Origin of the sequence: Pseudacidovorax sp. 1753 (assembly GCF_040544975.1) — a bacterium.
In the GTDB taxonomy this organism is placed as follows: domain Bacteria; phylum Pseudomonadota; class Gammaproteobacteria; order Burkholderiales; family Burkholderiaceae_C; genus Xenophilus.
This window is the reverse complement of record NZ_JBEPKY010000015.1, coordinates 62,680-82,013: the sequence shown is the minus strand read 5'-3', so window position 1 is coordinate 82,013 and position 19,334 is coordinate 62,680. Positions and strand designations below refer to the sequence as shown.

General features: G+C 71.2%; 20 protein-coding genes. 9 read left to right on the top strand and 11 right to left on the bottom strand.

The window, feature by feature from the left end; genetic code table 11:
* Nucleotides 1–67 precede the first annotated feature (67 nt).
* The 3 genes from hpnC to hpnE all read left to right on the top strand — a co-directional run bounded on the left by hpnC (nt 68) and on the right by hpnE (nt 3,233).
* Nucleotides 68–937 (top strand): squalene synthase HpnC, encoded by an 870-nt coding sequence (gene hpnC, locus ABIC63_RS19265; protein WP_354320988.1) that lies wholly within the window; start codon nt 68–70, stop codon nt 935–937.
* A gap of 135 nt (nt 938–1,072) precedes the next feature.
* Nucleotides 1,073–1,915, top strand: a complete 843-nt coding sequence (hpnD, locus tag ABIC63_RS19260) for a presqualene diphosphate synthase HpnD (protein ID WP_294373124.1) — start codon at nt 1,073–1,075, stop codon at nt 1,913–1,915.
* 70 nt (nt 1,916–1,985) lie between these two features.
* Entirely contained in the window at nt 1,986–3,233 is a 1,248-nt protein-coding gene (hpnE, locus tag ABIC63_RS19255) for a hydroxysqualene dehydroxylase HpnE (RefSeq protein ID WP_354320987.1), read from the top strand.
* On the opposite strand, the gene ABIC63_RS19250 is transcribed toward hpnE, so the two are convergent.
* Nucleotides 3,227–3,691 carry an SH3 domain-containing protein gene (locus tag ABIC63_RS19250; RefSeq protein ID WP_304303528.1) on the bottom strand — a complete coding sequence of 155 codons (465 nt, stop codon included), beginning with the start codon at nt 3,689–3,691 and terminating at the stop codon, nt 3,227–3,229. The genes hpnE and ABIC63_RS19250 overlap by 7 nt on opposite strands.
* Before the next feature lie 143 nt (nt 3,692–3,834).
* Complete coding sequence (locus ABIC63_RS19245) at nt 3,835–4,566, bottom strand: HAD-IA family hydrolase (protein WP_294373119.1); 732 nt, start codon at nt 4,564–4,566, stop codon at nt 3,835–3,837.
* Between the two features lie 15 nt (nt 4,567–4,581).
* On the opposite strand from ABIC63_RS19245, the gene hemH reads away from it, so the two are divergent.
* A complete protein-coding gene (hemH, locus tag ABIC63_RS19240) occupies nt 4,582–5,595 on the top strand; it encodes a ferrochelatase (RefSeq protein WP_354320986.1) in 1,014 nt (337 codons plus the stop codon).
* 119 nt (nt 5,596–5,714) lie between these two features.
* Here hemH and ABIC63_RS19235 read toward each other — a convergent pair whose 3' ends face one another.
* The 4 genes from ABIC63_RS19235 to ABIC63_RS19220 all read right to left on the bottom strand — a co-directional run bounded on the left by ABIC63_RS19235 (nt 5,715) and on the right by ABIC63_RS19220 (nt 10,749).
* The gene (locus tag ABIC63_RS19235; protein ID WP_354320985.1) at nt 5,715–7,832 is read right to left on the bottom strand and encodes an esterase-like activity of phytase family protein; all 2,118 of its coding nucleotides are present in this window, start codon (nt 7,830–7,832) and stop codon (nt 5,715–5,717) included.
* A gap of 135 nt (nt 7,833–7,967) precedes the next feature.
* Entirely contained in the window at nt 7,968–9,533 is a 1,566-nt protein-coding gene (gene gshA / locus ABIC63_RS19230) for a glutamate--cysteine ligase (protein WP_354320984.1), read from the bottom strand.
* Between the two features lie 119 nt (nt 9,534–9,652).
* Complete coding sequence (locus ABIC63_RS19225; protein ID WP_294373111.1) at nt 9,653–10,327, bottom strand: alpha/beta hydrolase; 675 nt, start codon at nt 10,325–10,327, stop codon at nt 9,653–9,655.
* Nucleotides 10,324–10,749, bottom strand: a complete 426-nt coding sequence (locus tag ABIC63_RS19220) for a hypothetical protein (protein WP_354320983.1) — start codon at nt 10,747–10,749, stop codon at nt 10,324–10,326. Before ABIC63_RS19220 ends, ABIC63_RS19225 begins: the two co-directional genes overlap by 4 nt.
* Nucleotides 10,750–10,899: 150 nt before the next feature.
* Here ABIC63_RS19220 and ABIC63_RS19215 point away from each other — a divergent pair, with 150 nt between their 5' ends.
* Entirely contained in the window at nt 10,900–11,058 is a 159-nt protein-coding gene (locus ABIC63_RS19215) for a hypothetical protein (RefSeq protein WP_017759941.1), read from the top strand.
* Between the two features lie 86 nt (nt 11,059–11,144).
* On the top strand, nt 11,145–11,345 hold the full coding sequence (locus ABIC63_RS19210; protein WP_294373107.1) for a hypothetical protein: 201 nt from the start codon (nt 11,145–11,147) through the stop codon (nt 11,343–11,345).
* A gap of 34 nt (nt 11,346–11,379) precedes the next feature.
* On the opposite strand, the gene ABIC63_RS19205 is transcribed toward ABIC63_RS19210, so the two are convergent.
* Nucleotides 11,380–12,285 carry a DUF808 domain-containing protein gene (locus tag ABIC63_RS19205; RefSeq protein WP_354320982.1) on the bottom strand — a complete coding sequence of 302 codons (906 nt, stop codon included), beginning with the start codon at nt 12,283–12,285 and terminating at the stop codon, nt 11,380–11,382.
* An 89-nt stretch (nt 12,286–12,374) separates the two neighbouring features.
* Nucleotides 12,375–12,902 carry a GNAT family N-acetyltransferase gene (locus ABIC63_RS19200; protein ID WP_294373103.1) on the bottom strand — a complete coding sequence of 176 codons (528 nt, stop codon included), beginning with the start codon at nt 12,900–12,902 and terminating at the stop codon, nt 12,375–12,377.
* 90 nt (nt 12,903–12,992) lie between these two features.
* On the opposite strand from ABIC63_RS19200, the gene ABIC63_RS19195 reads away from it, so the two are divergent.
* The 3 genes from ABIC63_RS19195 to ABIC63_RS19185 all read left to right on the top strand — a co-directional run bounded on the left by ABIC63_RS19195 (nt 12,993) and on the right by ABIC63_RS19185 (nt 16,856).
* Nucleotides 12,993–13,283, top strand: a complete 291-nt coding sequence (locus ABIC63_RS19195) for a 2Fe-2S iron-sulfur cluster-binding protein (RefSeq protein WP_294373101.1) — start codon at nt 12,993–12,995, stop codon at nt 13,281–13,283.
* 87 nt (nt 13,284–13,370) lie between these two features.
* On the top strand, nt 13,371–14,180 hold the full coding sequence (locus ABIC63_RS19190; protein ID WP_354320981.1) for a helix-turn-helix domain-containing protein: 810 nt from the start codon (nt 13,371–13,373) through the stop codon (nt 14,178–14,180).
* A gap of 159 nt (nt 14,181–14,339) precedes the next feature.
* Nucleotides 14,340–16,856: a penicillin acylase family protein gene (locus ABIC63_RS19185; RefSeq protein ID WP_354320980.1), complete on the top strand. Its 2,517-nt coding sequence runs from the start codon at nt 14,340–14,342 to the stop codon at nt 16,854–16,856.
* 36 nt (nt 16,857–16,892) lie between these two features.
* On the opposite strand, the gene ABIC63_RS19180 is transcribed toward ABIC63_RS19185, so the two are convergent.
* The 3 genes from ABIC63_RS19180 to ABIC63_RS19170 are packed head-to-tail and all read right to left on the bottom strand — an operon-like array spanning nt 16,893 to nt 19,104.
* Nucleotides 16,893–17,171 carry a DUF3325 domain-containing protein gene (locus ABIC63_RS19180; RefSeq protein ID WP_114802928.1) on the bottom strand — a complete coding sequence of 93 codons (279 nt, stop codon included), beginning with the start codon at nt 17,169–17,171 and terminating at the stop codon, nt 16,893–16,895.
* The gene (locus ABIC63_RS19175; protein ID WP_354320979.1) at nt 17,171–18,799 is read right to left on the bottom strand and encodes a PepSY-associated TM helix domain-containing protein; all 1,629 of its coding nucleotides are present in this window, start codon (nt 18,797–18,799) and stop codon (nt 17,171–17,173) included. The genes ABIC63_RS19180 and ABIC63_RS19175 overlap by 1 nt, the downstream gene beginning before the upstream one ends.
* Nucleotides 18,796–19,104, bottom strand: coding sequence for a DUF3649 domain-containing protein (locus ABIC63_RS19170; protein ID WP_294373260.1), 309 nt, complete (start codon nt 19,102–19,104; stop codon nt 18,796–18,798). The genes ABIC63_RS19175 and ABIC63_RS19170 overlap by 4 nt, the downstream gene beginning before the upstream one ends.
* Between the last annotated feature and the right edge of the window lie 230 nt (nt 19,105–19,334).

Here is a 19,334-nt window from a genome sequence, read left to right as displayed (position 1 = left end):
GCACGCGGTCAGGAAAACCACAGGTGCCGCGCACAATGCCCGGATGCCTCCCGCCCCCGCCCCGCCGATGCCTGCCCAGGCCGCGGCGCCCGACCACTACGAGAACTTCCCCGTCGCATCGTGGCTGTGTCCGCCGCGGCTGCGGCCGCCGATCGCCGCCATCTACCACTTCGCCCGCACCGCCGACGACATCGCGGACGAGGGCGATGCCACGCCGGCGCAGCGGCTGGCCGAGCTGGGCGCCTATCACGCGGACCTGGACGCCGTCTTCGCGAATGCGACCCCCTCGACACGCTGGCCCCAGGTCTTCGGGCCGCTGGCCCATGAAGTGCGCCGCTTCGCCCTGCCCCACCGGCTGCTGGCCGACCTGCTCGACGCCTTCGCCCAGGACATCGCCTTCACCCGCGACGGCCGCGCCTATGCCGACCGCGCCGAGTTGCTGGATTACTGCCGCCGCTCGGCGGACCCGGTGGGCCGGCTGCTGCTGCACCTGTACGGCGTGCACGACGCCCAGGCACTGCGGCAGAGCGATGCCATCTGCAGCGCCCTGCAGCTCGTCAACTTCTGGCAGGACCTGAGCGTGGACCTGCCGCGCGGCCGCCTGTACCTGCCGCTCGCGGACTGCGCCGCGCATGGGCTGCAGCGTGCCGACTTCGCCCGCTTCGCGCCGCTGGACGGTGCCGGGCCGCCGCCCGCGGCCCTGGCGCTGGTCGCCGACGAGGTGCGCTGGACACGCGTGCTGATGCGCGAAGGCGCGCCGCTGGTCCACCGCCTGGCCGGGCGCATCGGCTGGGAGCTGCGGCTGGTGGTGCAGGGCGGACTGGCCATCCTCGACAAAATCGAGGCCCAGGACTTCGACAGCTTCCGCCGGCGACCCACGGTCGGCAAGGCGGATGCGCCGCGACTGCTCTGGCGCGCCCTGCGCATGCGGGCCTGAGCCCCGGCAGGTGCGCCGCGCGCGACGGCCGCCGAGGCGGCCGATCCGCTGCGCCGCACAGCCGGCGGCATCGTCATGGCGATCCCCGACAATCGCCGGCCCAATGACCCGCCCCCTCCGAGCCGCCTGCGCCCAATGAGCACCCCCGAGCAATACGTCCAGGACAAGGCCGCCGCCTCGGGCAGCAGCTTCTATTACGCCTTCCTCTTCCTGCCGCCGGAGCGCCGTGCGGCCATCACCGCCTTCTATGCCTTCTGCCGCGAGGTGGACGACGTGGTCGACGAGGTGACCGACCCCGGCGTGGCCGCCACCAAGCTGGCCTGGTGGCGCACCGAGGTGGCCCAGGCCTTCGCCGGCGAGCCCCGCCATCCGGCGATGAAGGCCCTGATGCCGCATGCCGCCGCCTTCGGCATAGAGGCGGTGCAGCTGCAGCAGGTGATCGAAGGCTGCGAGATGGACCTGCAGCAGACGCGCTATCTCGACTTCCCCGGCCTCGCGCGCTACTGCCACCTGGTGGCCGGCGTGGTGGGGGAGGTGGCGGCGCGCATCTTCGGCCAGACCGACCCCGCCACCACCGCCTACGCCCACAAGCTGGGGCTGGCACTGCAGCTGACCAACATCATCCGGGACGTGGGCGAGGACGCGCGGCGCGGCCGCATCTACCTGCCGGTCAACGAGCTTCAGCAGTTCGACGTCAAGGCGCACGAGGTGCTGGGCCGCGTGCATTCCGAGCGCTTCGTGGCGCTGATGCGCTTCCAGGCGCAGCGCGCGCATGCGGCCTACGACGAAGCGCTGGCGCTGCTGCCGGCCGCCGACCGCCGCGGCCAGAAGCCCGGGCTGATGATGGCCAGCATCTACCGCACGCTGCTGCGAGAGATCGAGTCGGAAGACTTCAAGGTGCTGGACCAGCGCATCGGCCTGACGCCGCTGCGCAAGCTGTGGCTGGCGTGGAAGGTGCAGGCCCTGGGCCGGCTGTGAAGGCCGCTCGGCGCTCACCGCACGGCATGGCGCCAGGCGTCGGGGCGCCTGTGCCGCTGCGCAGGCCCGCATGAAGCTCGCCGTCATCGGCGCCGGCTGGGCCGGCCTGGCCTGCGCCGTCGCCGCGACGCGCGCCGGCGCCCGCGTCACCGTCTTCGAAAGCGCTCGCCAGCTCGGCGGCCGCGCGCGCCGCGTCGACGCGGACGGCCTGCCGCTGGACAACGGCCAGCACATCCTGATCGGCGCCTACACCGCCACGCTGGGCCTGATGCGCGAGCTGGACATCGCGCCCGAGGCCGTGCTGCTGCGCCAGCCGCTCGACATGCGCCATGCCGACGGCCGCGGGCTGCGCGTGCCCGCGGGCCTGCCGCCACCGCTGGACCTGGCCGTCGCCATCGCCACCGCGCGCGGATGGACCTGGCGCGACAAGCTGTCGCTGCTGCGCACCGCCAGGCGCTGGCGCGGGGCCGGCTTCGCCTGCGATCCCGCCGCCACCGTCGCCGACCTGTGCCGGGACCTCGCGCCGGCCGTGCAGCAACTGCTGGTCGAGCCGCTGTGCGTGTCCGCGCTCAACACGCCCATGCACGAAGCCAGCGGCGCCGTCTTCCTGCGTGTGCTGCGCGATGCCCTGTTCGGCGAACGTGGCGGTGCCGACCTGCTCTTGCCGCGCGTCGATCTGGGCGCGCTGCTGCCCGATGCGGCCGCCGCCTGGCTGGGTGCCCAAGGCGCGACGATCCGCCTGGGCACCCGGGTGGATGAACTCGGGCGGGAAGCCGGGGGATGGTGCATAGACGGCGAAGCGTTCGACCGGGTCGTGCTGGCGACTTCCGCCTGGGAAGGCGCGCGGTTGGTCGAGGCCATAGCGCCCGCCTGGGCAACCACGGCGCGTGCGCTGGACCATGTGCCCATCGGCACGGTCTATGTGCGCCATGCACACGGGCTCGCGGAGGGGCCGCCGCTGCGCGCACTGCATGCCGACGCCGATCGGCCGGCCCAGTTCGTCTTCGACCTGCAGCGCCTGCGCGGCCAGCCGGGCCTGGCCGCCTTCGTCTGCAGCGCGTGCAGTGCCGGCCGGGAGGCGCTCACCGCCCAGGTCCTGATTCAGGCGGCCACGCAACTCGGTTGGCAGGGGCTCGACCCCGTGCTCACGGTGGTCGAGAAGCGCGCCACTTTCGCCTGCCGACCGGGCCTGGTCCGGCCGACCATGGCCGTGGCGCCGGGCCTGCTGGCCTGCGGCGACCATGTCGAGGGCCCCTACCCCGCCACGCTCGAAGGCGCGGTGCGCAGCGGGCTGGCCGCGGCCGCAGCGCTTCAGTAGCCCCAGGTCAGCTTCTTCGACACCCAGCCCACGCGGCCGTGGCTGCTGCGCACCTTGAGCCAGTCGCCCTGGCTGCCCATCACGCGCAGCACCTCGCCGTACTCGGCCACGGCCAGGATGCGCGCCTTGAGGCTGGCGCTGGCGCGGATGTTGAGTCGGGCGGCGGTCGACACCACGTGCCGCTGGCGGTTGGTGACCGAACGGGCCACCCAGCTGCGATCGCCCTCGAAGTCGCGCACCTGCAGCCAGCCGCCCTGGCGGCGCAGCACTTCGAGCGGATAGCCGCGGTCCACGCTCCAGCGCGCCTCGTGCTTCGTGCCGGGGCCGGCACGAAGCATGGTCCCGTCGCGCGCGGCACTGACCATTTCCCGGGCCCAGGCCGTCGACACGGTGGCCAGCATCAGCAGCAGCATCAGCACGAGGGAGGGGGTCGAGCGGCGCAGGGAGCGGGTGAACATCATCGGAATCGGTCCTTTGTCGAAAGAGGAGTGAAAAAGGGAAAAAAAGCGGCCGCGTCCCAGCGCGGCCGCCAGTGGGTGCGCCTGCCCGGCGCAAAGGTTCCCGAAAAATCCGAGGGATTCCCCGGGGTGCCGCCCGCGGCTCAGCGCAGGTCGGCCGAGGCGCCGAGCGCCACGCACAGCGCGCGCAGGTCGGGCACGATCAGTTGGGGCCGTGCGCCTTCGGCCCACGGACGCTCGTCGCGCACCAGCCAGGCGGCCTGCATGCCGGCGTTCAGGGCGCCGGTCACATCGAGCGCCGCATCGTCGCCCACATGCAGCACCTGCTCCGGCGAAACGTCCACCGACGCGGCCGCGGCATGGAAGATGGCCGCATGCGGCTTGGCGGTGCCGAAGCGGTAGGCGCTCAACCCGCCGCGGAACCAGCGGTCCACGCCGGTGAGCGCCAGGTCCGCATTGCCGTTGGAGACCGCCACCAGCGGATAGCGTGCGGCCAGCCAGTCGAGGGCCGGGGCCGCGTCCTCGTACAGCACCACGCGCTGGCGCTCGGCATAGAAGACCTCGAAGGCGGGCTCAGCCAGGGCCGGGTCCTCGCCGGCGCGGCGCAGGGCCAGGCGGATCGATTCGCGCCGCAGGGCGGCCAGGTCGTGCGCGAGGTCGGAGCGCTCCTTCTCGGTGGCAATGCGCAGCGCGCGCAGTTCGGCTGGCGAGGCCACCAGTTGGGCCGTGCGTGGCGCATGCTGCTGCAGCCATTGATGCAGAACGCCTTCGGCGCGCTCGATGGTCGGCCACACGGGCCACAGGGTGTCGTCCAGGTCCAGGGTGATGGCGGCGATGCGCGGCAAGTCCAGGCCGGCCGTGAATGTCTCGGGCATGCACCAGAATACCGCATGCTTCCTTCGTCCCCTTCCGCCGGCGCGGCCGTCCTCTGGTGCAACCTGGGCTCGCCGGCCGCCCCCACTGCCGCCGCCGTGCGGCCCTACCTGGCCCAGTTCCTGGGCGATCCGCGCGTGGTCGAGATCCCGCGCGCCGCCTGGCTGCCGATCCTGCACGGCATCATCCTGCGCGTGCGCCCCGCCAAGTCCGCGGCCAAGTACGCCACCGTCTGGACGCCGCAGGGCTCGCCACTGGCCGTGCACACCGAGGCGCAGTCCCGGCTGCTCGGTGGAGGCCTCGCCCGGGCCGGACATGGGCAGGTCCAGGTGCTGCACGCGATGCGCTATGGCGAACCTTCGGTCGAGACGCGGCTGCAGCAGCTGGCGGACGCCGGCATCCATCGCGTGCTGGTGCTGCAGGCCTATCCCCAGTACTCGGGCACCACCACGGCCAGCATGGTCGACGCCGTCAACGCCTGGTGCGGCCGGGCCCGGCGCGTGCCCGAGCTGCGCTTCGTGGCCGACTACCACGACGATCCGGCCTACATCGATGCGCTGGCCCGCAGCGTGGAGCGCCACTGGCAGGCCCACGGACGCGGTGCCATGCTGGTGATGAGCTTTCACGGCATCCCGGCGCGCAACATCAAGCTGGGCGACCCCTACGAGCAGCAATGCCTTCGCACGGCTGAGCTGCTGGCCGCACGGCTGGGCCTGCCTGCCGACGCCTGGCGCGCCACCTTCCAGTCGCGCTTCGGCGCCGCCGAATGGCTGCAGCCCTACACCGAGCCCACCTTGCGCGAGCTGGCCAAGCAGGGCCTGAAGAGCGTGGACGTGATGTGCCCGGGCTTTCCGGCCGACTGCCTGGAGACGCTGGAAGAGATCGCCATGGAGGCCCGCGAGGCCTTCCTCGAATCGGGCGGGGAGGCCTTCCACTACATCCCCTGCCTGAACGAGGACGCCGACTGGATGGCCGCGCTCACGCAGTTGGCCGAGCGGCATCTGCAGGGGTGGCCGACCCGGGCAGGCTGAACGCCGGGAGGGCCGCAAGGGTCCTGCGGCATGTCCTGGCCGCAAGCGGTCCGTCATGGGCCGCCGTGGGCCCCCTCCCGCAAGCGGAGAGGGAGTGAACCCCGGCCCTGCCCGCAGGATCAGCTCGGCAGTCGCAGCCCCGACAGCGCGCGGTCCAGCTTGATGAACCAGACGCGCGTCGGCCGCTCCAGGTCGCTGCCGCGCGTGATGCGGGCCTTGACCATGCCCGTCGGGCAACCGCTGACGATGTTGCCGCTGGCGTCGAAGGTGCAGTCCTCGACGCTGCCGTCGACCTTGTTGCCGTTGGCATCCAGCAGCACCGTCGACAGGCCGAAGTCGTCGTCGTTGACCAGAGCCAGCGTGTTGTCGTCCACCAGCGCCAGGCCTTCTGCCTTCTCGGCCAGCCAGCCGAGGGCGTTGAGGTCCAGCAACTCGGTCTTCTGCATCGGCACCACACTGGCGTAGTTCGCGCCGTTGGAAGCAGCCTGGGTGATGCTGCTGATCTCCAGGTTCTCGTCCATGGCGGCGATGTCGGTCGCGCCGGCAGGCAGCACCACCAGCATCAGCTTGTTCATCACCCTGCCGTCGCTCTTGCGCGCGCCCTGCTCGATGACGATGAAGCGGCCGTTGCCCAGGCTGACCACGTCGCCCAGCTTGGCGTTGCCGGTGCGGTCCTTGTCATAGGCCGAGCCATCGATGGGATAGGCATAGGACTTCGAAGTCTCCGTCGCCGGATCGAATTCCACCCAGCGCGCGAACTTCGCGATGTGGCGCACGTCGGTGTTGCTGCCGCCCGGCGGCTTGGCCTTGAGCGACTTGCCATTGGCGTCCTTGGGATCGATGGGGCTCTGCAGGAAGCCATGCAGACGGCCGGTGGCCACGTCCAGCGTCAGGCCTTCCATGCCGCGGTTCAGCCGCCGCTTGGCGAAGATGGCCGGCAAGCCGTTGCCCGGCGCGTACTTCTTTTCGATCACGCCGGTGGCGATGTTGACGCGAGCCACGAAGGGGCCGTATTCGTCGCTGGTCCACAGCACGTTGCGGGCCTTGTCGTAGACCATCGATTCGGGGTCGAGGCCGTTGGCGTCGAAGCCCGACTTGGTCGCATCGAAGACATAGGTGTCGGTCAACGGGATCTCGCCGGTGGAGCCTACGCTGCCCGCCTTGGGCGGCAGGCCCGTGACCTTGGTCTGCGCATCCACGCGCAGTGGCGTGCTCGATGCCAGCACGGCGCCGCCCTTGCCCACGCGGATCAGGCCGAAGCTGGGCGTGAAGGAAGGCGCCGGGAAGACCTTGCTGACGCTGGTCGCACCGCTGGTGTCGCCGGGCACCGGCACGGTGGGGCCGTCGCCGTTGGGGCCGCGGTCGGTCACGGCATAGAACTCCAGCGCGCCATCGTCGGCCTTGCCCTTGAAGGCCAGGCCGGAGCCATAGGCGGGCAGGAAGCCCATCGGAAAGTCGGCCCGGACGGCCGCCTGCGTGCCTTCGTAGGGCACGTAGTACTTGCCGTCGGCCATCAGCTGGTAGCGCGTCACGGTCACGCCCAGCGTGCCAAGGGCATTGCTCTGCGTGTACGGGAAGGCCACGGGCGTACCCACGGCGGCGGCGAGCGTGTTCTCGAAATGCTCCCGCGCCAGCAGGCGGCGGCTGTCGTCCACGGTGCGCGCCGCCCAGGGCGCCGGCAGGCCGGCCAGCAGCGTCTGCAGCGACGTGTTGAAGTCGGCGGCCGTGGCCGAGAAGTCGAGCGCGCCGGCCTTGAGGCGGGCCTTGAGCTCGGAGGTCAGGCGGATGCCGTTGGACGGATCGCCGTCGTCATCGAGCGACTGCAGCGCCAGCAGCCGGTTGACCACGGCGTCGGCCTGCACGCCGACGGCGCCATTGGCCAGGCCAGCCAGGGTGAGCGGGGTGACCACGCTGCCGCATGCGGCGCTGCCGAGTTCGAGCGCACCGGCGCGAAAGCGCACGGTCTCGCCCGGCTTGCACTGGAAGCGGCCCTGCGCATCCGTCTGGGCGACGGTGGCGCTGCCAGCCTGGTAGTCCAGGCCTTCGACGGCGGCATCGAGGAAGAAGCCGGTCGTGGCGTTGGGCGTCGAGGCGCCCGTGCCGGTGTTGCCGCTGCCCGCGGTGCTGCCGCCGCTCGACGAAGTGCCGGTGACCGGCACCCAGGCACTGCTGCCGCCACCGCCCCCGCAGGCCGCCAGCAGCAGGCTCGTGCCCGCCACGGTCGCCCAACCCCTCATTGCATGTCGTGTGCTCTTGCTCATCTTCATCCGTCGTTGTGGCCCGCGCACCGTGCGGCGGGCCGCCCCGATTGGCGCTCAGGGTTGTGACGGATTCGTGACTGGGAGAACTGGGACGCCCAGCGCCCCCTGGGCTCAGATGGCGAGCAGCACGTCGCCCTTGACCGGCCGCAGCCCCAGCCGGCCCGGCGAGGTGTACTGCTGGCGGTATTCCTCGAAGGGCATCGTGTCGGCGGCCTCGATCTGCCGCTGGGTCTGGACGGAGTCGGCGCTCATGGCCTCGTAACGCGCCTGCTGCTCGGGCGTCCAGGGCATGTCCAGCAACGCGAGCTGCGACTGGCGCGAGCGCTCGATCACAAAGCCGGTGAAGGAATCCGCATGCGAGGCCGCCATGGCCTGCAGCACACGGGCCGACGGCAGCGTGTCGGGCTGCGCGAGCGACTGGACGGCCGCCTCGACGGCGCGTGCATGCGCCTCGCCGCCGCCCAGGGCTGCGTCCATGGCCTCGGCGATGGGCCGGCATTCGGACAGGATCTCGCGGCCCCAGTCGGCCAGCAGCACTTCCTGACCGCCGCGGCGCAGTGTCAGGCCGGGCTGGCGGCCGGACTCGGCCACCAGATGCTGGTTGTGCTTCATCTCGACGATCTCGTCGCGGCTGTCGGGCGGGCTTTCGCGCAGCAGGCACTGCAACAGGAAGACGTCGAGGAAGCGCATGGTCTGTGCACTGATGCCCACCGGCTCGAAGGGGTCGAGGTCCATGAGGCGCACCTCCACGTATTCGACGCCGCGCTCGCGCAAGGCATGCAGCGGACGCTCGCCCGGGAAGATGACGCGCTTGGGCCGGATGGTGCCGTAGAACTCGTTTTCGATCTGCAGCAGCGTGGTGGCGAGCTGGTTGTACTCGCCACCCAGATTGCGCACGCCGATGGCCTCGTAGGGTGCATAGGGCCGCGTCAGCGCATCGGCCAGCGAGGCGCCGTAGCCGTCGAGCCCGTTGTAGCTCACGAACAGCGAGGCCTGCGCCTCGCTCTGGTAGCCCAGGCGGCCCATGCGCAGCGAGGTCGCATGGGGCTTGTGCATGGTGTAGTCGCCGATGGGATCGAGCGCATGCGGTCGCCCTTCGACGAAGCTCGCACACACCGCCGGCGAGGCGCCGAACAGCACCAGCAGCAGGAAGGCCTGGCGGCGGAAGTTGCGGATCAGCGCGAAGTAGTCCTCGCTCGACACCTCGGGCAGGGACCAGTTGTAGTGGATGCCCGAGATGGTCTGCATGCGCCGGCCATAGCGGTGGCCCAGACCCATGCGGTAGACGCTCTTGGCGCGCCCGACGTTGGAGGTGCCGTAGCGGCCCAGCGGAATGGTCTCGTCCGACGGCAGGCCGCAGGGCATGCTGGAGACCCACATCATTTCTTCGCCGCAGGCCTCGCGCAGCACGCGGTAGGTGAACTGGTGCACCTCGGTCAACTCGGCCAGGCAGGCGTCGACATCGGCATGCACGCCGGTGATCAACTCCAGCTGCGATTCGCTGAAGTCCGTGGTGATGTGCGGATGCGTGAGCGCGCTGCCCAGCGCGGCCGGATGCGGCGTGAGCGCGAGCTTGCCATCCGGCTGCGCGCGCAGGCTTTCCTTCTCGACGCCGCGACGGATGCCCTGGAGCCGGGTCGGCGCCAGGCCGCCCAGACGTTGTTGAAGTCTGTTCATGTGCATCGTCTCAAATCTGGGGATCGGGGCGGACGGTAACACCGGCCGCCGAGTCCTGCCGCCGAGGGTCCTCTCGCCCTTTTCAGGGCCCCTCGTCCTCGTGCGGCAGCAGCGTTGACTCAGGCCAAAACACGCTGCAGGAAGGCGGCGATGTCGCCGATTTCTTCCATGCACACGCTGTGCTCCATGGGATAGGCATGCCATTCCACGGCATGGCCCAGGCCCAGCAGCGTGTCGCGCGCATGCTCGGCGCGCGGCAACACCACGACGTTGTCGCGCGTGCCGTGGGCCAGGAAGATGGGCGTGGCCTGGTTGGCCGCATGACGCTCCGCCGCCGTGCGGTCCGCCAGCGGCAGGTAGCCCGACAGGCCCACGATGCCGGCCAGCGGCGACGCATGCCGCAGGCCGGTGAGCAGCGCCATGGCACAGCCCTGCGAGAAGCCGGCGATCACCGTGCGCTCGCTCGGAATCCCGCGCTCGCGCTCACAGGCCAGCAGGCCCTCGAGGGTGGCCATGGACTGGCGCAGGCCGGCCTCGTCTTCGGGCCGGCCGGGGCCCAGGATGTCGTACCACGCCGGCATGGCGTAGCCGCCGTTGATGGTCACGGGCTGGACCGGCGCGTTGGGGAAGACGAAGCGCACCGGGCCGATGGGCGCCAATGCCTCCTTCATCTCGCGCACGATGGGGACGAAGTCGTTGCCATCGGCGCCCAGGCCATGCATCAGCAGCACGGTGGCGCAGGGCTTGGGCCCGGTCTCGATCTCGATGGGCGGGCGGGAAGCAGTGGTGTTCATGGCGTGGCCTGTTGTCGGCAGCGGTTGATGTTGTCGGCCAGCCGTGGCGCGGGCGAAGGCTGGCAGCCTTCTGCGGCGGGCAGCATGCGGCACAGGCCCACGACGTGCAGGTCGGCAATGGCCTCGGTGCAGGCGGCGTAAGGCGCCAGGGCCGGGTTGGCATGGCTCTTGAAATCCCAGGCCTCGGTGAAGGCCAGGGTGCGGCCCATGGAGACCTCGAACTGGTCGCGGTCGCGCTCGGCCACGGCGCGGTCGATGGCGGCCTGCTCGGCCTGCAGCAACCGCAGCGCCGCGGCCGGAAAGTCGCGCACATCGGCCTGCGCCCGGGCGGGCGGCGCCATGCCGGCCATCGCGCCGGCCAACAGCGCAGCGGCCAGGCAGGAAGCAGGCGAGGCGGGGTGGGAGAGACGAGGAAAAGTCATGCGGAAAGTGCGTGGCGACACAGGCGCCGCCGCGCGATTGGAGCGCAATCCGGCAGCCCCTGCACGGTCGCGCGCCCAGAAGCCTGGCGCGAGGCGCCACAATATGGGGTTTCGCATTTTCGTCACCTCGTCCAGCAAGGAGTACTCACCATGGGCAACAAGATCGTCACCGAAGCCGACCGCAAGGCCACCAAGCCCCTGCCGGGCGCCATCGTCATGCGCAGCGGCGGCGGGCAGAAGCGCAGCCTGGAACGCGGCACTGCCACCCGCAGCAAGAAGAACCCGGGCAAGCGCGCCCACCAGGGTTGATCGGCCTGCCAGATGGCGAAAGCGCGGCACGTCCGCGCTTTTTTTCGTCCGCACGGCAGCTCCTTTCCCTTCCGAGACCCCATTCCATGGCCAAGAAGAACGACGACCAGATGCTGATGCGCGGTGCCATGTGCGCCCTCATCGGCGTGGTGGTGCTGCTGGCGCCCATGTGGCTCAAGTCGCCGGGCTGGCGCGAAATGATCGGCGGCGCCCAGACCGTCGGCTGGTTCGCGGTGATCCTCGGCGTGGCGCTGATGGGCGTGGCGCTATGGCGCCGGCGCCGCTGAGCGCCGAGCCTGCACCCACCGCCGGCCAGCGCACTCATGCGCCCGGCTTGAACCGCTTGGCGACCTCGACCACCGCCAGCACGACCGCCCCCGCCACGATGCCGATGGCCGCATTGGCCGCCAGCCCCAGCAGCGTGCCCGGCAATCCGCCGAATGGGTGGGTCCAACCCTCGACCGCATGGGCCACGGCCGGCACGCCGTGCACCAGGATGCCGCCGCCCACCAGAAACATCGCGGCAGTGCCCAGCACCGACAGCGCCTTCATCAGCCAAGGCGCCATGCCCACCAGGCCGCGGCCCACGGCGCGCGCCAGTGCGCCGGAACGGCGGGTGAGCCAAAGGCCCAGGTCGTCCAGCTTGACGATGCCGGCCACCAGGCCGTAGACGCCCACGGTCATCAACACCGCGATGGCGGCCAGCACCGTCAACTGGGTGAGGAATGGCTGGCCTTCCACTGCGCCCAGCGTGATCACGATGATCTCGGCCGACAGGATGAAGTCGGTGCGGATGGCGCCCTTGATCTTGTCCTTCTCCAACTGGGCCGGATCGGCGCCGCCCTCCACCATGGCCTGCACATGCTCGCGGCGCGCCTGGGCATCCTCGCCCTTGTGCAGGAACTTGTGGGCCAGCTTCTCGACGCCCTCGAAGCAGAGGAAGGCGCCGCCCACCATCAGCAGCGGCGTGATCAGCCAGGGCAGCCACGACGCGATGGCCAGCGCCGCCGGCACCAGGATGGCCTTGTTAAGCAGCGAGCCCTTGGCCACGCCCCAGACCACCGGCAACTCGCGGTTGGCCTTGACGCCCGTCACCTGCTGAGCATTGAGCGCCAGGTCGTCGCCGAGCACACCGGCGGTCTTCTTGGCCGCCACCTTGGTGAGCACCGACACGTCGTCGAGCACGGTGGCGATGTCGTCGAGCAACAGGAGGAGACTGGAGGCCATGCGGGGAGTTCTCGGTCAGGGGCACAGCGCAAGCTCGCTGCGCGCAGGAGCCTAAGGGGCGGCGTGCCGGTCCTGCGTCAGCGCAGACGTCAACCCAGCGTGCGCTTCAGCCGCACTTCCTCGATGCGCACGGTGCTGTTCAGCGCCGTGGTCTTGGCGGTCTTCATGTCGCGCTTGAAGCCGACCTGGTGCTCGAAGAAGTTGAGGGCGCGCTCGTTGCGCAGCGGCACCCAGGCGGTGACGGTGGTGCAGCCCTCGTCCTCCAGGCCTTCGGTGGCAGCATCCCACAGCTGCAGGGCCACGCCCTTGCCCCAATGGTCGGGATGCACGTACAGCGCCCAGATCTCGCCGGTGGTGGGCGGCGTCTTGGGATCGCGCGAGCGGTCGAAGCCGACGAAGCCGACCACCTGGTCGCCCTGCACGGCCACCAGCACCTGCGGCTCGGCGAATTCGATGGCCTGGCGCCACTTGGCTTCGCGGGTGCCGGGCGCGACCAGCGCGTCGAGCTGGTCGTCGGGCACCAGCCCCTGGTAGGCGGCCCGGGCGGCGGCAGCGTGAATCTCGGCGATGGCACGGGCGTCACGGGTTTCGGCGGGGCAGACTTCGTACGGAGACATTCAGAACTTCTAAAAAATCGGGCCGCCATTGTCGCCGCCCGGCGCGGGTCGCCCCCGCCCCTACACTGCGCCCCTCCCCTGCTTGCTGCCATGTCCTACAGCGTCCTCATCCAGCCCTCGGGCCTTCGCTTCACCGCGCAAGCCGGCCGGAGCCTGCTGCGCGCGGCCGAGGACGCGGGCGCGGTGCTGCCGAGCTCCTGCCGCAACGGCACCTGCCGCACCTGCCTGTGCCAGGTGCGCGAAGGCGCGGTGGTGCACACCATCGAATGGCCGGGGGTGACCCGCGAGGAGCGCGCGGAAGGCTGGATCCTGCCCTGCGTGGCCGAGGCGCGCAGCGACATCGTCATCGACGTGCCGCTCGCCGCATCCTTCGGCGACTGACACGCGGGGGCCCCGGCCCCGGGGTTTCTGCCGACGCACCAGGAAGGGGCGCGACCGCACACTCCGAGCGGGCTTCGCTCCTTCACCGTGTCCGACGCGCACCTGCATCTCTGGGAAGACCGCTTCCTCTACGCCACTCACGCCATCGCCTCCGGCCTCACCGCCCGCGCGAGCGGCACGGTGCTGATCGCACCTCCCGGCCGGAGCTTCACGCTGGTGTCCGGCCATGGCGAGCGGGTACAGGCCAGCGCCGCCTGGGTGCCGCCGTTGGTGGCCCGCCGCCTGGACGTAAGCCGCTGGGGGCTGTTGTCGCTCAACATCGACCCCGCCGCCCTCCACCATCGTCTGTTGGCCAAACGGCTCGGCAGCAACCGCATTCACGTGCTGGCGCCCGACATCCTCGCGCCTCTGGCGCAGCCATGCGAAGGGGCCGTGCACGGCCAGCTCGATGCCATCCAGCTGCAGACGCTGTGCGATGAGGCGCTACGGCGGATCGTCGGCAGCGCCGCGCCGCCAGCCCCGGGAGGCACGCGCAACCTCGACCCGCGCGTCTGCCGAGTGGCTGCGGCCATCCGCCGCGATCCACAGGCATGTCCCCTGCCTGCATTGGCCGAGATCGCGGGCCTGTCGGCCGACCGGCTCACGCACCTCTTCCGTGAGCAGGCCGGCCTGTCGGTGACGCGCTATGCCCTGTGGGCCAAGATCCGCCGCGCGATCCAGCAGATGCGCGAGGGCGCACCGCTGACCCAGGTGGCGCTGGCCGGCGGCTTCTCGGACTCGGCGCACATGAGCCGGACCTTCCAGTCCTGCTTCGGGCTCGCGCCCTCCTTCCTCGCCGACCCGCGCCGCGTGCAGCTCTCGGTGGACGACGCGGCCACACGCGCCTGGCCCACCTGATCCTGCACGCGCAAGGCCGGCCCATCGGAGGGCGTCCGGACCGCACGGGCCCGCCGCCGCCCCGCCGAGTAGCGGCTATGTACAAGCCACCGGATGTGCGACGCCCTACGCTGCCGGCTGGCGTGCCAAGACGCCGCCAACAAGAAACAGGAGACCACCGTGACCCCTTCGCTCGGCCGCCATCTGCGGCCCTTGACCCTGCTTGCCATCGCCTCGCTGGCCGCCTGTGGCGGCAGCGGCGGCACCAGCCATTTCGTTCCCGCGCCCGCGCCTGCCCCCTCGCCAGCCCCGGCGCCTGCGGCTGCCTACCAGGCCGAAATCCGCCGCACCGCGCTGGGCGTTCCCCACATCAAGGCCGCCGACTGGGGTGGCGTGGGCTACGGCTACGGCTATGCCCAGGCGCAGGATGCGCTGTGCACGATGGCGGATGCCTTCCTCACCTACCGCGGCGAGCGCTCGCGCTGGCTGGGCGCGGATGCGCAGGTGACCACCAGCGGCACCATCGGCCGTCCGAAGAACATCGACTCCGACTTCTTCCACCGCCAGGTGATGGACGACGCCCGCATCCAGGCCGTGATGGCGGCCCAGCCCGCCAAACTGCTGCAGATGGTGGAAGGCTTCACCGCCGGCTACAACCGCTATGTGCGCGAGCTGAAGTCGGGCGGCAGTCCCGGTCGCCACGCAGCCTGCCGCGACCAGGCCTGGGTCACGACGGTCACGACCGCCGATCTGTGGCGCCGGATGTACCAGGCCAACTTTGCCGCCGGCTACAGCAACTTCCTTTCGGCCATCGCCAACGCCCAGCCGCCGGCGCCCATCACGACCACCCGCCGGACGCTACGCAGCCCTGCCCGGCAGTACGCCGTGCTGCGCCCGCAGAACATTGCGGCGCCCGCGCTCGAAGTGGGCGGCGAGTCCGGGGTGGGCAGCAACATGTACGGCTTCGGAGGCGCGGCCACCGGCGGCGGGCCGGTGCTGTTCGGCAACCCCCACTGGTACTGGCGCGGGCCCGACCGCTTCTACCAGGCGCAGCTGACCATCCCGGGCGAGCTGGACGTGAGCGGCAGCTCCTTCCTGGGCATCCCGGTCATCCTCATCGGCTTCAACAGCGGGGTGGCCTGGAGCCACACAGTCTCAACGGCGCGCCGCTTCGGCTTCTTCCAGCTGACACTGGCCTCTGACGACCCCACGGCCTATATGCGCGATGGCCAGAAGGTGAAGATGACGGCCCAGCGCATCACCGTCGCCGTGAAGGACGGCGCCCCCGTCACCCGCACGCTCTACCGCAGCGAGTACGGGCCCATGGTCAACCTGGGCACGCTCAACCCGGCGCTGGCGTGGTCGGCCACCAGCGCCTTCGCCATCCGCGACATCAATGCCGACAACTACCGGCTGTTCCGCACCTGGATGCGCTGGAACACGGCGAAGTCGCTGGACGAGCTGATCGCCATCCAGAAGGAGGAATCGTCCATCCCCTGGGTGAACACCGTGGCGGTAGGCCGCGGCAGCAGCCAGGCCTGGTACGGCGACATCGGCGCCATGCCCAATGTGCCGCCGGCGCAGCTCTCGGCCTGCGCCACGCCGTTCAGCGCCGCGCTGGCGGCGGCCCTGCCCCGCGTGCCCGTGCTGGACGGCTCGCGCTCGGCGTGCAACTGGACGGTCGACCCCGCTGCCGCACAGCCCGGGGCCCTGCCGGCCACCCAGATGCCCGGGCTGCTGCGCGACGACTACGTCGCCAACATGAACGACAGCTACTGGCTGGCCAACCCGGACGCGCCACTCACGGGTTATCCGTCCATCATCGGCCCGACCGGCACGGAGGCGCAGTCGCTGCGCACCCGCATGGGCCACCTGATGGCCCGCGCACGACTGGCCGGCACCGACGGCTATGCCGGCAACCGCGCCACGCCCGACATCGTGCAGCGCATGGTGCTGGGCAGCCGCGTGCTCAGCGCGGAGCTGGTCAAGAGCCAGGCCCTGACGCTGGCCTGCACCGCGCCCACCACGGTCAGCGTGAGCGCCGATGCCGCCACCGGCCAGACCTATTCCCCGGCGCGCACGGTGGACATCGCTGCCGCCTGCGACCAACTGCGCAACTGGGATTCCACCGGCAACGCCGACGCCCGCGGCGCGCATGTATGGGACGAGTTCTGGCGCCGGGCCGAGAAGCTCGGCGCGGCCGCGCTGTGGGCCGTGCCCTTCGACGCCGCCGACCCGCTGAACACGCCGCGCGACCTGCAGCCCGCGGCCGCCGCCAGCCTGCGTCAGGCGATGGGCGCCGCCACACTGGCGATCCAGGCCAGTGGCTTCGCGCTCAATGCGCCGCGGGGAGAGACGCTGTTCGCCACCCGCGGCGGCGTGCGCATCCCGCTCTATGGCGGCTGCGGCAATGTCGGCTACTTCACCATCGCCTGTTCCGAGCAGCGCATCGAGCAAGGCGGCTACAGCATGGACGGGGACCCCAACGGCAACAGCTACATGCAGGTGGTGCAATTCGACGCGGCGGGCGTGCAGGCCCACACCTTCCTGACCTTCTCGCAATCGGACGATCCGGCCTCGCCGCACAACGGCGACTACACCCGGCGCTACAGCGCCAAGCAGTGGCTCAAGGTGCCGTTCACCGAGGCGGAAATCCAGGCCGATCCGCAGTACAGCAGCAGCCGGATCGCGGAGTGAGGATGGCGGCGGCGGCCGTGATGCCGCCGCGCGCCTTCAGCGGCCGTGGCGCCGGTTCCAGGCCACCAGCGCCAGCACCACCGCACCGGCCGCGACGCTCAGGTGGCCGCAACCGACGACCAGCCCCACGGCCCAGCCCCAGGCCTGCACGGCGGCGGCCAGGCCGAGCAGCAGCGCGGCGCTGCCTCCGAGCCGCAGCAGCGCGGTGAGACGGGCCGGCAGCGGCCGGCCGAAGAGGTCGTCCTGGTGCCGCTCCATCGCCGCGGCCAGTAGCGCGAAACCGGCGAGCAGCAGTGCAGTGACGAGCGCGTGCATCAGCGGCCCCCTTCGGCAGCCAGCCCATCGGCCGGCGTCCGCGGGACAGCCGCCTTCGCCGATGCCCGCGGCCTGGGCAGACGGGCCTGGTGCCGCATCGTGCGCAGGGCCAGCACCGCATGCAGCGCGGCGAGGGCCCACAGCGTCAGCTCCATGCCGGCGAACACGCCGTCGCCCGCCTGAAGGCTGGCCAGCAGGTGGCGACCGGTGGTCAGCCAGCTCGCCACCGGCAGGAGCGCCAGCACGGCGGCGGCGGTCCACAGCAGTTCGATCCAGGCCCGGCGGGCCGGCCGCAGCAGCGCCCAGGCCAGGGTTGCCCCCCAGACCATGAAGAACACGTCGACTTCCCATTCGGCGCGCTGCGCCATGCCGACGGGCAGCAGCCGGTTGGCCCACAGCATGCCGGCCATGGCGATGGACAGGCCGGCGATCGCGGCGATGTTCAGCCGCTCCACCAGCCAGAAGCCGAAGTACGGCCGCGCAGGATCGGGCAACCTGGCGCGGCGCTTGACGGTCCACATCACCAGGCCCGTGCCCACCATGGCGGTGCCCGCCAGGCTGACGAGGAAGTAGAGCCAGCGCGTCAAGCCATCGCTGAAGCGGCCGAGGTGCAGGGCATACATCACGCCGCGAGTTTCGGCGGCCGGGCCCACGCGGTCCCTGACCTCCAGCAGGCGGCCGGTGCTGCCTTCGAAGAGCATGTACTGCGGACTGACCGACACCCGGCCTTCGTCGCCGCGCGTGACCACCACCCGCGCCACCGCGTCGCCCGGGTTGGCGATGGTCACGCGCCCCAGGGCGTCGGCGCCCCAGCGCGCCTGCACCTGCCGAACCATGGGCCCGATGGGCGCCAGCGGCGCCGCCTGGCCGCTGGGCGTCTGCGGCTGGACGAAGGCGCTCATCTGGGCGGTGAGCGTTCGGCGCTCGGCCGGCGTCTTGAAGGCCGCCTGCTCGCCGAAGGGCATGTACAGCAGCATCAGCGTCACCAGGCCCGTGTACGTGATCATCAGGTGGAAGGGCAGCCCGAGCACCGAGAGCACGTTGTGCGCGTCGAGCCAGGAGCGCTGCCCCTTGCCCAATCGGAAGGTGAAGAAGTCCGTGAAGATCTTCTTGTGCGTGATCACGCCGCTGACGATGGCCACCAGCATGAACATGGCGCAGATGCCGGCCAGCCAGCGCCCCCACAGGACCGGCATGTAGTGGAACTGGAAGTGGAAGCGGTAGAAGAACTCGCCGCCGCGCGTCTCGCGCGCCGCCACCACCTGGCCGGTGTGAGGATCGAAGCTGGCGCTTTCGAAGGCGCGGCGCCCCTGCGCGGCCGGCTTGCGCCAGAAGGCGTCGGCCAGGGGATTGCGGTCGTCGGGCAGCGCGAAGCTCCACTGCGTGCTGTCCGGGGCGCGCGCCTGCAGGCCGGCCGTCACGCGCTCGGCCACGGTGGCAGGGTCGGGGCGGTCGGCGCGGTGCGGCACCTCGGGCCGCATCCACTGCGAGATCTCTTCCTTGAAGTAGCTCACCGTGCCGGTGAGAAACATGGCATAGAGCAGCCAGCCGACCAGCAGGCCGGCCCAGATGTGCAGGTCGGACATGCGCTGGCGCAGGCCGCGCGCGGGCGGGGCGTGCTTCTTCATCCGCCCACTCCCAAACGCCACACCCGGGCGCTGGCCAGCAGCAGTGGCAGCGCGGCGATCAGCAGCCCGACCCAGGCCCGCGTGGCGCTGCGCGCGGCGAACACCCAGATCACCGCCGCCGCGAACACCGCGAAGCTCGCCAACGCACCGCCCAACACGGCCTGCGGACGGCTCGCCGGCAGCGCGAGCGCGGCCACGCTGGTGAGTGCGCCCAGTGCATAGCCGCCGCCCACGGCTGCGGCGATGCGCGAGACCACCGGGCCGGCCTGCCAAGCCCGGGACAGCCACTGCTGCGCCAGAGGCATCGCGCCGCTCACCACGCGAACTCCGGCTGCGCCCGGGATGCGAGTGCCCCCAGGATCGAGCGGACCGGCGGCCGCGCAAACGGGCCGGCGCCGCGCCGGCGAGTAAGGAAAGGCGCGGCATCGCGCCCCGAGACAAGGGCCGCCTCGGCGGTCCGGCAGGTCGGAAACATGGACAAGGCTCCAGGCAAGACACGCGAGGGAGGCCGGCACGGAGGCCGGCACCCTCGCAT